The following is a 13,136-nucleotide window of genomic DNA, read 5'->3' on the forward strand; positions in this document are numbered from 1 at the left end:
TTACCCCCATAGCCATGGAGAAGGAACTTCGCTTTGCCATTCGCGAGGGCGGCCGTACCGTGGGCGCCGGAGTGGTCAGCGAAATTGTTGAATAAACCCGCAGTAATTACTTAAGGACAAAGGTTCACTGATATGCGTGTGATCGTAACGCTTGAGTGCATGGAATGCAAAAATCGCAACTATACGACAACCAAAAACAAGAGAAATACCACCGGGCGGGTGGAGCTTAAGAAATACTGCCGTTTCTGTCAGGGACACAGGGTCCATAAGGAGACGAAGTAACCCGTCAGTGTTACGGGCAACGGGATAGGCCAGTAGCTCTAACGGTTAGAGCACCGGTCTCCAAAACCGGGTGTTGGGGGTTCGAATCCCTCCTGGCCTGCCAGCTTTCCTCCCCGCGACAGGGGTGTTGTTGTGTTTTTTAGAAAACGAGGTTGACTCCCATGTGGAAGAAGGTAAAGACGTTTCTCGGTGAGGTTAAAGTCGAACTTAAGAAGGTCACTTGGCCCTCGAGACAGGACACCGTGTCGTCCACAGGTGTTGTCCTGGTCGTGGTTATGATTTCCGCATTTTACCTTGGTTTCGTCGATATTCTACTCAGCCATTTGATAAGGTATATCCTCGGGTAGGAAATCAGGAGATGCTAGTGGAAGAATCCAAAATGGACTGGTACGTCGTTCATACACATACCGGCTATGAGAACCAGGTAAAGGAGGCCCTCGCCCGGAAGTTTCATGAACATGAAAGGGATGATTGGCTCGGACACATCATGATCCCCTCCGAGGAGGTTGTTGAACTCAAGAAAGGGAAGAAAAAGATCTCCACCCGGAAGTTCTTTCCCGGTTACATAATCGTAGAGATGGAGCTTACCGACGAAACGTGGCATCTCGTCAACAGCCTTCCCAAGGTCACCGGTTTCGTGGGAGGTTCCAATCCGGCCCCTCTTTCAGGTGACGAGGTCATCAAGATTCAGAAACAGATTGTGGAGGGCGCCGAGCGGCCTACCCCCAAGGTGATCTTTTCAGCCGGTGAAAGCGTGCGGGTCGTAGACGGCCCGTTCACAAATTTCAACGGCATCGTCAAGGAAGTCAATGAGGAAAAAGGGAAACTCAAGGTGCTCGTCACTATCTTCGGCAGGGCGACTTCCGTTGAACTGGAGTTTCTCCAGGTAGAGAAGAACTGACATCCACCGGTTGGTGCATCGGGTCCGCCGCCGGTCCATGGAAGTCGGATAAATTCAACCTTTGATGACTTCGCAAAAAGTCATGGATGGCCTTTTTACGACCCTGTCAACCTGTAGGAAGGAAACGGCAAATGGCCAAGAAAGTCATTGGGTTCATTAAACTTCAGATACCGGCCGGACAGGCCAATCCGTCACCTCCTGTCGGCCCGGCGCTGGGCCAGCATGGGGTTAATATTATGGAGTTCTGCAAGGCCTTTAATTCCAAAACCCAGGACCAGGGCGGTATGATTATTCCCGTGGTGATAACGGTTTACGCTGATCGGTCCTTCAGCTTCATTACAAAAACCCCCCCTGCGGCCGTTCTTCTCAAGAAGGCGGCGGGCCTTGAAAAGGGCTCCGGGGAACCAAACCGGGTCAAGGTGGGGAAGGTGACAAAGGCCCAGGTCGAGGAGATCGCCAGAACCAAGCTTGAGGACCTGAACGCCTACGACCTCGAGAATGCCGCCAGGATGGTCGAGGGTACCGCCCGAAGTATGGGGATCGTGGTTGAAGATTAAAAACCAGGCGCCGGGTACCGGGGCCTGCTCCCTGAGACCTGGTCACCGAGGTCTATTTACTGATTTTGGGAGATGATGACTTCGCAAAAAGTCATCAATGCGCCCACTGAAGGGCGCCCAAATCAATGACTTGCGTTGCAAGTCCTTAGATTTGTGAGGAAAGTGAAAATGACACTTTTCGCTTTCCGTAGAGTAAAAAGCCACGCATGGACTTTTTACGACACTGTCAGGAGATGATCGAGAGATGAAAGCTGGAAAGAGATATCTGCAGGCCGCCGAAAAGATCGACAGGAACAGGACCGTGGATTTTGAGACCGCCGTTTCCCTTGTGAAGGAGACCGCCGGAGCCAGGTTCGATGAGACCATAGAGTGTGCTGTCCGGCTTGGGGTGGATCCCCGGCGCAGCGATCAGATGGTAAGGGGCGCGACGGTGCTTCCCCAGGGATTGGGAAAGACAGTGCGGGTCATTGTCTTTGCCAAGGGTGAGAAGGAGAAGGAAGCAAGAGACGCCGGTGCTGATTACGTCGGTTCCAATGATCTTGCCGAAAAAATACAGGGCGGCTGGCTCGAATTCGACCGGGTCGTCGCCACACCCGACCTAATGGGGATCGTGGGAAAACTGGGTAGAACCCTGGGACCGCGAGGGCTTATGCCCAACCCGAAACTTGGGACGGTGACATTCGACCTCGTCAAGGCAATCGAGGAAATCAAGGCCGGAAAGACTGAATTTAAAACCGAGAAAAACGGGATCGTCCATTCTCCCATCGGCAAGGCGAGCTTCACCAACGAGCAGCTACTGGAGAATCTTGAAGCCTTTCTGGGGACCTTGCTGAAACTGAAGCCGGCTGCCAGTAAAGGCCGATATTTCAAGAGTATTGCCCTGACATCCACGATGGGGCCAGGGGTCAAGATCGATCCCGTCTGGGCCGTTAACGCCCTTCGTTAGGGGGCAGAACCAGATATCAATATTGCCACACCGGATGTTCAATGACAGCAGGGTCAGCCTTCGTCCGATGAGATGACAAACTCAGGGCTATGGCCGATTAAACGCCCCACGGGCGCCCAGCCGAGGCACGGTGCGGATCCAAGGCATTCCATGAAGATTACCTGGATAGCTGAGGGCCACTTCAAGTCTCATCACGTCTTTGCCGGACCGGCGTGGATAAACTCACGTCAACTGACCATGAGAAGAAAGGAGGTTGAAGTTGGCTCGTACCGATCGAGACAAACAAGTTGAGGAACTGCACAGCCTTTTCAGCGAAATGGAGATGGCCGTCCTTGCGGATTACCGCGGTCTGACGGTTGCTGATTTATCAGAATTTCGCACCCGGCTTCGTGAGGTTCAGGGCAGGTTCCGTGTCGTGAAAAATACCCTGTCCATTCGTGCTGCCGAGGGAACCCCTTTGGAATCAGTCAAAGAACATTTCGTGGGTCCGGTGGGCATCCTTTTCACCGCGGGCGACCCGGTGGGGCCTGCCGAGGCGCTCGTTAAATTCATGGAGGACCACGAGAACCTCGAACTAAAGGTGGGGATTCTCGCCGGAAAGGTTATCAGCCTGAATGAGATCAAGACACTGGCTGCTCTTCCCGACAGGGATACATTGTTGGCGACAACACTGGCCACTTTCCAGGCGCCTGCCGGAAGCTTTGTTCGGCTCCTGTCGGAGATTTCCGGCAGCTTTGTCAGGGTGATGGATGCTATTCGAACCCGGAAGGAAGCCGCCTGATCGCGAATATCCGGGATAGGGCTTAAATAATTGATGACTTCGCAAAAAGTCATCAACGTGCCCACTGAAGGGCGCCCAAATCAATAACTTGCGTTGCAAGTCATTGATTTGTAAAGAAAGTGAAAATGAAATTTTTCGCTTTCCGTGGAGTAAAAAGTCATGAATGGACTTTTTACGACCCTATCAATGATTAATATAAAATCACAATAGTATTTGGGAGGAAAGGTAAAATGGCTGACGTTACAAAAGATGATGTGGTTAAATTTATTGAGAATATGACCGTTCTCGAAATGGCGGAATTCGTCAAGGAATTGGAGGAAAAATTCGGCGTGAGCGCAGCCGCCCCGGTCGCGGTAGCCGCCGCGGCCCCGGGTGCCGTCGCCGAGGCCGAGGAGAAAACCGAATTTGACGTCATACTCTCCGATATCGGAGCTGAGAAGATCAAGGTTATCAAGGTAGTCAGGGCACTCACCGGGCTTGGACTCAAGGAGGCCAAGGACGTGGTTGACGGTGCCCCCGGGCCCGTCAAGGAAGGTGTCTCCAAGGATGAGGCCGAAGACGCCAGGAAACAGCTCGAGGAAGTCGGCGCCAAGGTGGAGGTAAAGTAGCCCCACCCACGAGAATTTCCGGAGGAGCACCCCCTGTGTGGTGTTCCTCCATTAAACCCTTTGTTTGACACGCCTTTTACAATGAGGTGAAGTGATGGCAAAAGCCGCGCAGACCAGGTTTTCTCTGAGAAGAGACTATTCACGATTGCCCTCGATCATAAGTATGCCCAACCTGATTGAGGTTCAGAAGGAATCCTACGAGAAGTTCCTCCAGATGAATGTACCACCTACTGAACGGGAGGAAGTCGGCCTTCAGGCTGTGTTCAAGGGGATATTCCCCATAGAGGATTACTCCAGGACGACTCTCCTCGATTTCGTCGAGTACGACATCAGGGAACCGAAATTCGATGTCCAGGAGTGTCAGGACCGAGGGATGACTTTTGCCGCCCCCCTGAATGTGACGATCAGGCTTATCCACCTTGACGTGGATGAGGAGACCAAAACAAAAAAGGTCCGGGAGGTCAAGGAGCAGGAGGTTTACCTGGGGGAGATTCCCCTCATGACCCAAAACGGCACTTTCATCATCAACGGAACCGAGCGGGTCATCGTAAGCCAGCTTCACAGGTCGCCCGGGGTGTTTTACGAACTGGATAAGAGCAAAAGCATGTTCGCCGGAAGGCCGCTATATTCCGCCAGGGTTATTCCCTACAGGGGATCGTGGCTGGATTTCGAATACGATGCAAAGGGACTTGTTAATGTCCGTATCGACCGGCGGCGCAAGATCCCTGCCACTATTCTTCTTAAGGCGTTGGGATTTCGTCCGGAGGAGATCCTCCGCCAGTTCTACCTTGTCGACCGGGTTGTCCTCAGGGACGGTAAAGCGTTCAAGATCTACCAGAAGGAGACCCTGGAATTTCAGAAGGCGTCCAGGGAGATCATGGACCCGATCAGCGGCGATGTCCTCGTCAGGGGGGGGCGAAAAGTTTTTGCCTCCACCATAAAGAAGATCGAGGCGGCGGGTCTCGTTGAATATGAAGTCGACCCCGAGGAGGATGTGGTAGGGAAATATCTGGCATCCCCCGTGGTGGACACGGCCACCGGGGAAATTATAGGCGAATGCAACGAGGAGATCACCCAGGAGGTTTATGATCGGATCATAGAGGCCGGCGTCGAGGAAATTGAGACGATATTTATCGACAACCTCAGGTATGAAGCGTCCGTCAGGGCAACTCTGGCGGCCGATAAAGCCGCCGACAGCAACGAGGCGTTGCTGGAGATCTATCGGAAACTCAGGCCTGGTGATCCACCTACTCTTGAGACTGCAAAAACCCACTTCGACCGCCTTTTCTTCTCCGATGAGCGATACGATCTCTCCAGGGTGGGAAGATTGAAGCTCAACAAGAAACTGGGTCTGGATACACCGCTGGGGATGAGGACCCTGATGAGCGAGGACATCGTCGCCATCATGCAGTACCTCATCAGGCTGAGAAGTGGTGCCAAGGATGCCCAGATGGATGACATCGATCACCTGGGGAACCGCCGGGTCAGGAGTGTCGGCGAACTTTTGGAAAACCAGTTCAGGATAGGTTTGGTTCGCATGGAGAGGGCTATCAAGGAGAGAATGAGCATCCAGGAGATGGAAACCGTCATGCCCCATGACCTCATCAATGCAAAGCCTGTCTCCGCCGTGGTCAAGGAGTTTTTCGGCAGCAGCCAGCTCTCCCAGTTTATGGATCAGACCAACCCCTTGTCGGAGATAACCCACAAGAGACGGCTTTCGGCACTGGGCCCAGGTGGTTTGACGAGGGAACGAGCCGGGTTTGAGGTTCGTGACGTTCACCCTACCCACTACGGTCGCATCTGTCCCATCGAGACACCGGAAGGACCCAATATCGGGTTGATTTCGAGCCTTAGCACGTATGCCCAGATCAACGAATTCGGGTTCATAGAAACTCCCTACAGGATTATCAGGGACGGGGTGGTCACCAAGGAGATCGTTTATCTTTCAGCCCTTGATGAGGACAGGTACGTAATCGCCCAGGCGAACGCGGTCCTGGATGAGGAGGGTCGATTCGCCGGCGAGTTGGTGTCCGCCCGCAAGAGCGGCGAGCCGACCATGATCGGCCGGGATAATGTCGATCTGATGGACGTATCACCCAAACAGCTTGTATCGGTCGCCGCTTCTCTCATCCCGTTCCTCGAGAACGACGATGCCAACCGCGCCCTGATGGGATCCAACATGCAGAGACAAGCCGTGCCGCTCCTGCGGACCAGCGCGCCGCTCGTCGGAACCGGGATGGAGTCCATTGCCGCCAGGGATTCCGGCGCTGTCGTGGTGGCAAAGAGGGGCGGCAAGGTCGAGAGTGTCGAGGCAAACCGCATTGTGATTCAGGTGGATGAGTCCGAGGAAGAGAAGGAAGGCGTTGAAGGCTCATCCAACGTGGATATTTACCATCTGATCAAATTCAAGAGGTCCAATCAGAACACCTGCATAAATCAGGTCCCCATCGTTGAGCCCGGTCAAAACGTCCTGTCGGGAGATGTCATTGCGGACGGTCCTGGAACGGACGGCGGTGATCTTGCCCTGGGGCAGAATATTCTGGTCGCCTTCATGCCCTGGGGTGGCTACAATTTCGAAGACTCTATCCTTGTGAGTGAAAAGCTTGTTCAGGAAGATGTATTCACATCCATCCACATCGAGGAATTCGAGGTGATGGCCCGCGACACCAAGCTGGGTAAAGAGGAAATAACCCGGGATATTCCTAACGTAGGAGAGGAAGCCCTCAAGGATCTTGACGGGTCCGGCATCGTACGGATCGGCGCGGAGGTTGCTTCGGGCGATATCCTCGTGGGGAAGGTGACTCCCAAGGGTGAGACCCAGCTGACACCCGAGGAGAAGCTCCTCAGGGCGATTTTCGGAGAGAAGGCCGGCGATGTCCGCGATACATCTCTCCGTGTTCCTCCGGGTGTCGAGGGTGTTGTCATTGATGTAAAGGTCTTCTCGAGAAGGGGAATGGATAAGGATGCCCGGGCCCAGGAAATCGAGGACGATCAGGTGGGCAGGTACATCAAGGACCGTGACGATGAGATCAGGCTCGTTCGCAACAGCATGTATGAAAAGGTACGGGCCACTATCATCAACCGTAAACTGGCCGCGGCGGTGACCGGGCCTGATGGGACCGTCCTTGGGAAAAAGGACGGCAAGGCTACTGGAAAGCTCCTTGACGAGCTGCCGAGGGTCAAGTGGTTCGATATCCCCCTGTCGGACTCCAAGGCCATGGAGAGGCTCCTTGCGCTCCGACAAAGAGCTGAAAACCAGGAGGAAATGATCCGTTCCCTGTTTGATGGGAAGATTGAAAAGCTGCGGAAGGGCGATGAATTGCCTCCCGGTGTAATCAAGATGGTCAAGGTCTATCTGGCAATCAAACGGCACCTTTCTGTTGGGGATAAAATGGCCGGTAGACACGGGAACAAAGGTGTGCTTTCCAAAATCGTTCCGGTGGAGGATATGCCGTACATGGAGGACGGTACGACGGTGGAAATGGTCCTGAATCCTCTGGGGGTTCCGAGCCGCATGAATGTTGGACAGATCCTGGAAACAATGCTGGGTTGGGCGGCAAAGGGGGTTGGTGAGCAGGTCAACAAACTCCTCGATTCCGGAGCCGCGACCAACGCCCTTCGCCAATATTTAAAATCCATATATACCAGTGAAATTGTCACAGAGTCCACTGGAAGGGCCTTCAACCTTATTGATGGGTTGGACGATGACGAGCTTCGAGATGTCATTCGGAAGATGAAAAAAGGGATACTTCTGGCTTCTCCGGTTTTCGACGGGGCCGATGAGGGTGATATCCGCGCCCTTCTTACGAAGGGGGGGCTACCGATCAGAGGCCAGGCCGGGCTTTACGACGGCAGGACCGGTCTTCCCTTTCAGCGAAAGGTCACGGTGGGCATCATCTATATGTTGAAGCTCCATCATCTGGTTGATGACAAGATCCACGCCAGGTCAATCGGTCCGTATTCGCTTGTCACACAGCAGCCTCTGGGCGGAAAGGCCCAGTTTGGCGGGCAGAGGTTTGGTGAGATGGAGGTCTGGGCTCTCGAAGGATACGGAGCCGCTCATACCCTGCAGGAGATGCTCACCGTAAAGTCCGACGATGTGGCAGGCAGGACCAAGATGTACGAGGCCATCGTCAAAGGTACCAACACCGTGGATGCCGGCCTCCCCGAGTCGTTCAATGTGCTTGTTAAGGAACTCCAGAGCTTCTGCCTGGATGTGGAGCTGCTGGAGGTTGAGGACGTGGACGTTTAACCTATAAATTCTTTCCTTCCTTTCAGGAGGTTGATGAATGTCTTTAAGCGATTTTTACAGTGAATACTTCGACCGACCGAAGTATCCCGCCAATTTCAATTCCATTCGGCTTAAGCTGGCTTCTCCCGAAAAGATCCGCGCCTGGTCCTACGGTGAGGTGAAGAAACCGGAGACCATCAACTACAGGACCTTCAAACCCGAGAGGGATGGTCTTTTCTGTGCCAAGATCTTCGGGCCCACCAAGGACTACGAGTGCAACTGCGGCAAGTACAAGAGGATGAAGCACCGGGGGATCGTCTGTGAGAAGTGCGGCGTGGAGGTAATTCAGTCCAAAGTCAGGCGGGAGCGGCTTGGCCATATTGAACTGGCCTCCCCCGTTGCACACATCTGGATGATGAAGGGGATCCCGAGCCGTATAGGTCTCATGCTGGACATGTCCTTGCGTGAGTTGGAAAGGGTCCTGTATTTTGAGGAATATATAGTTCTCGATCCCGGAGGTGAGGAGACGGGCTTAAAGGAGCGGGAACTGGTTTCAGAGGACCGATACCGTGAGCTTAAGGAACAGTTCGGGAACACATTCGTTGTGGGAATGGGGGCCGAAGCGGTAAAGGAACTCCTTTCACGGATTGATCTGGATCTCCTGGCTGTAGAACTCCGTGAGGAAATGCTGGAGACCAATTCGGAGGCGAAGCGAAAGAAGATTGTCAAACGTCTTCACACGGTTGAGTCGTTCAGGGGATCCGCCAACCAGCCTGTATGGATGATCCTTGACGTTCTACCTGTACTTCCCCCCGAGTTAAGACCCCTTGTCCCGTTGGATGGTGGGCGATTCGCCACCTCGGACCTCAATGATCTGTATCGGCGCGTAATCAACAGGAATAACAGGCTCAAGAGGCTCATGGAGCTCAGGGCTCCGGAGATTATTGTCAGAAACGAAAAAAGGATGCTTCAGGAGGCGGTTGACGCCCTGTTCGACAACGGCAGAAGGGGACGGCCCATTGTTGGGTCCAACAAGAGGCCGTTAAAATCGTTGAGTGACATGCTCAAGGGCAAGCAAGGCCGTTTTCGACAGAACCTGCTTGGAAAACGTGTCGATTACTCGGGGCGAAGCGTTATTGTTATAGGCCCCGACCTCCGCCTTAACCAGTGTGGAATCCCGAAAAAAATGGCGCTCGAACTCTTCAAACCGTTCATTTATCATAAACTTGATGAGTATGGCCATGTAACAACCATAAAAAGTGCGAAAAAGATGGTGGAGAAGGAGCGACCGGAGGTTTGGGACGTGCTGGATGAGGTTATCAAGGACCATCCTGTCATGCTGAACCGTGCTCCCACCCTTCACCGGCTGGGAATTCAGGCGTTTGAACCTGTTCTCATCGAGGGGAAAGCAATCCAGCTTCACCCACTCGTATGTGCCGCTTTCAACGCCGACTTCGACGGGGACCAGATGGCAGTCCACCTGCCGCTGGGGCTGGAAGCCCAGATGGAAGCCCGGACCTTGATGCTCGCTACCAACAATGTTCTCTCGCCGGCCAACGGGAGGCCCATTGTCATCCCGACCCAGGATATCGTTTTAGGGATTTACTGGATGACCAAAGAACGGCCGAAGTCAAAGGGGGAGGGGCTGATCTTTCCCAGTTTCAGCGCTGTTCGAATGGCTTACGACAGGGATGCAGTTGACCTCCAGGCTATCATAAAGGTCAGGGCTGACGGGAAGATGGTGGATACCACCGTGGGCAGGGTTTTGCTGAAGGAAGTTTTGCCGGAAGAGGTTCCATTTGAATCTATTAATCGGCTGTTGAGGAAAAAAGAGCTGGGGGGGATCATCATGTCCTCCTTCAGGATGGCGGGAAGCGAGAGGACTATCCGTCTCCTTGACGACCTGAAGTCCCTTGGTTTTTCCTATGCCAATCAATCCGGGCTTTCCATCTGCGTCGATGATATGCAGATACCGCGCCGAAAGGCCGAGCTCCTCGACTTGGCGGAAAAAAAGGTTGCGGAGGTCCAGAACCAGTACATCGAGGGGCTGATTACCGACGGTGAGCGCTACAACAAGGTCGTAGACATCTGGGCCGACGTCACCGAGGTCATTGCTTCTGAGGTTATGGAGGACCTGGAGACGGAGGGCGCCGAGGGTGAAGGCACCTTTAACTCCATCTATATGATGGCCGACTCGGGAGCACGAGGGTCGGCTCAGCAGATCAGACAGTTGGCCGGAATGCGTGGTTTGATGGCAAAACCTTCAGGGGAGATCATCGAGACTCCAATAAGGGCCAATTTCCGAGAGGGCTTGAAGGTCCTCGAGTACTTCATCTCCACCCACGGCGCCAGAAAGGGACTGGCGGATACCGCCCTTAAGACAGCCAACTCAGGATACCTGACCCGTCGCCTTATCGATGTGGCACAGGACTGCATTGTCACCGCCGATAACTGCGGCACTCTGGATGGTATTCGCGTGACCTCTCTGGTGGAAAGCGGCGAGGTTATCGAGCCGCTGGAAGAGCGGATCCTGGGCCGGGTGGCTCTGGATGACATCAAAGATCCCGAGACCGGGGAGATTATTGTAAAGGCTTCCGAGGAGATCGACGAGAAAGCCGTGGAAGAGATCGAGAAAAGGGGCCTGGGGTATGAAGGGATCGCAATCCGTTCGGCCCTTACCTGTAGGATGAAACAGGGTATCTGTGCCAAATGTTACGGGAGAGACCTTGCACGGGGACGACAGGTCGCGATGGGAGAGGCAGTCGGTATTATCGCCGCCCAGTCCATCGGCGAGCCCGGAACCCAGTTGACAATGAGAACGTTTCACATCGGCGGTACGGCCAGCCGGCGTGTTGAACAGACCTCTTTGGAAGCGAAGATCCCCGGAACCATCCGTTATATCAACATCACTACGCTGGAAAACAGGGATGGCGATCTCGTGGTTATGAACCGCAATGGGGAGATTGCCGTTATCGATAAAAACGGGCGTGAGAAAAAACGTTACCCATTGATTTTTGGAGCACGCCTGAAGGTTGAGAATTCAGCCAAGGTGAAGGAAGGTCAGCTCATTGCGGAATGGGATCCCTTCAGCACACCGATTCTGACCGAGGTCGGGGGGAAGGTCAAGTTCGGTGATATTATCGAAGGCCGAACCATGAAGGAACAGGTGGACGAGGTGACTGGGATCGCCAGCAGAATGATCACTGAGTACCATGGCACGGACCTAAGACCCAGGATTTCCCTGAAGGGCGAGGACGGCAGAACCCTCAAGGTCCCCGGCAGCAAATCCACAGCACGCTATTTCATGCCCTCCTCGGCCATCATCATCGTCAACGAAGGTGATACTGTCCACCCCGGCGATACCCTGGCAAAAATACCTATCGAGACGACCAAGACCAAGGATATCACTGGAGGTCTGCCGAGGGTGGCAGAGCTGTTCGAGGCAAGGGTGCCCAAGGAACAGGCAACCATAAGCGAGATCGACGGTATCGTTCACTATGGCCGGGATGTCAAGGGCAAGAGAAGGATCGAGGTCAGACCGGACGTGGGTGAACCACGCGAATATCTTATCCCCAGGGGCAAGCATATCAGTGTCCACGAGGGCGACAGGGTCCGGGCGGGTGAACCGCTCATGGATGGCTCCCCCAATCCCCACGATATCCTTCACGTTCTGGGTGAAAAAGAGCTTCAAAAATATCTGGTCAACGAGGTCCAGGAGGTGTACCTCCTGCAGGGGGTCAAGATCAATGACAAGCATATTGAAGTCATCATTCGCCAGATGCTGAAAAAGGTCCGTATCGAGGATATCGGAGACACCCGGTTTCTGGTGGGCGAGCAGGTTGAACGACACGTTTTCGCCGAACAGAACGAGCAGAAAATAAGGGAGGGCGGTCGGCCGGCCACCGGGAGTCCTATTCTCCAGGGTATTACAAAAGCGGCCCTCAACACCGAGAGTTTTATCTCGGCGGCTTCGTTCCAGGAGACCACCAGGGTTCTTACGGAGGCAAGTATCTCCGGAAAGGTGGACATCCTCCGTGGTCTGAAGGAGAACGTCATCGTTGGACGGCTCATCCCTGCGGGCACCGGGCTGAGGCGGTATCTCGATGCCGGCGTCAAACCGGCGGGGCTGCCTGACGGCGGATCGAGCCAGTAGACTGACTCCGCCGCAACCCGGATTCGACACGGTTTTGTGCGTTGATTTGCCCTTGACAAATCTGGGGCATGCTGGTAGCTTCACCGAGTTTTCCCAAAGCCGTTTACAACTATGGGCGGCTCCGGGTAAAGCGGTTAAAATTCAGGTCCGGCGGGGGGTTACCCCTTTCGGCTGGTCAGGTCAGTGAATTGGCAGGGCCTTTCGATTCAGGTACCCGGCCGGTGAAGGGTCACTGCGCCCTTAAGGGCAGGGCTGCTTAAAATATGCGTTTTAACGATTGAGAGGTTAAGGGATGCCGACACTGAACCAGTTGGTCAGAAAAAGCCGGAAAAGAATCACCAAAAAGTCTAAAAGCCCGGCAATGCAGCAGTGTCCTCAAAAGCGGGGAGTGTGTACGCGTGTATATACTACTACACCCAAGAAGCCCAACTCCGCTCTTCGCAAGGTGGCCAGGGTACGCTTGACTAACGGTCTGGAAGTAACCTCGTATATCCCCGGTGTAGGGCACAATCTTCAGGAACACTCGGTAATTCTGATCCGCGGCGGGAGGGTCAAGGATCTTCCCGGTGTAAGATATCATGTCATCAGGGGAACTCTGGATACGGCAGGTGTCGCTGACAGGCGAATGAGCCGTTCAAAGTACGGCGCCAAACGGCCCAAGTAAGCTCGGAGGTAGC

11 protein-coding genes and 1 tRNA gene are annotated in these 13,136 nt (G+C 54.1%); all 12 read left to right on the plus strand.

All coding sequences use genetic code 11. The features are described 5' to 3' along the window. Positions 1-95, plus strand: a 95-nt coding sequence (locus GXP52_00945) for an elongation factor Tu (protein NOY85851.1), incomplete at its 5' end; no start/stop codon positions are given. A gap of 37 nt (positions 96-132) precedes the next feature. Next, positions 133-282, plus strand: a complete 150-nt coding sequence (gene rpmG, locus GXP52_00950) for a 50S ribosomal protein L33 (GenBank protein NOY85852.1) — start codon at positions 133-135, stop codon at positions 280-282. 26 nt (positions 283-308) lie between these two features. Beyond that, positions 309-385, plus strand: a tRNA-Trp gene (locus GXP52_00955). A gap of 58 nt (positions 386-443) precedes the next feature. Then, positions 444-629, plus strand: coding sequence for a preprotein translocase subunit SecE (gene secE / locus GXP52_00960; GenBank protein NOY85853.1), 186 nt, complete (start codon positions 444-446; stop codon positions 627-629). A gap of 11 nt (positions 630-640) precedes the next feature. Next, entirely contained in the window at positions 641-1,183 is a 543-nt protein-coding gene (gene nusG, locus GXP52_00965; GenBank protein NOY85854.1) for a transcription termination/antitermination protein NusG, read from the plus strand. Between the two features lie 131 nt (positions 1,184-1,314). Further along, a complete protein-coding gene (gene rplK, locus GXP52_00970) occupies positions 1,315-1,740 on the plus strand; it encodes a 50S ribosomal protein L11 (protein ID NOY85855.1) in 426 nt (141 codons plus the stop codon). A gap of 244 nt (positions 1,741-1,984) precedes the next feature. Further along, the gene (locus tag GXP52_00975) at positions 1,985-2,686 is read left to right on the plus strand and encodes a 50S ribosomal protein L1 (protein ID NOY85856.1); all 702 of its coding nucleotides are present in this window, start codon (positions 1,985-1,987) and stop codon (positions 2,684-2,686) included. A 259-nt stretch (positions 2,687-2,945) separates the two neighbouring features. Further along, positions 2,946-3,467: a 50S ribosomal protein L10 gene (locus GXP52_00980; GenBank protein ID NOY85857.1), complete on the plus strand. Its 522-nt coding sequence runs from the start codon at positions 2,946-2,948 to the stop codon at positions 3,465-3,467. Between the two features lie 230 nt (positions 3,468-3,697). Further along, a complete protein-coding gene (gene rplL / locus GXP52_00985) occupies positions 3,698-4,075 on the plus strand; it encodes a 50S ribosomal protein L7/L12 (protein NOY85858.1) in 378 nt (125 codons plus the stop codon). 94 nt (positions 4,076-4,169) lie between these two features. After that, the gene (gene rpoB / locus GXP52_00990; protein ID NOY85859.1) at positions 4,170-8,327 is read left to right on the plus strand and encodes a DNA-directed RNA polymerase subunit beta; all 4,158 of its coding nucleotides are present in this window, start codon (positions 4,170-4,172) and stop codon (positions 8,325-8,327) included. 37 nt (positions 8,328-8,364) lie between these two features. Beyond that, on the plus strand, positions 8,365-12,459 hold the full coding sequence (gene rpoC, locus GXP52_00995) for a DNA-directed RNA polymerase subunit beta' (GenBank protein ID NOY85860.1): 4,095 nt from the start codon (positions 8,365-8,367) through the stop codon (positions 12,457-12,459). Between the two features lie 292 nt (positions 12,460-12,751). Further along, a complete protein-coding gene (locus tag GXP52_01000) occupies positions 12,752-13,123 on the plus strand; it encodes a 30S ribosomal protein S12 (protein ID NOY85861.1) in 372 nt (123 codons plus the stop codon). The last annotated feature ends 13 nt before the right edge of the window (positions 13,124-13,136 follow it).

The organism is Deltaproteobacteria bacterium, assembly GCA_013151915.1.
Classification (GTDB): Bacteria; BMS3Abin14; BMS3Abin14; order BMS3Abin14; family BMS3Abin14; genus BMS3ABIN14.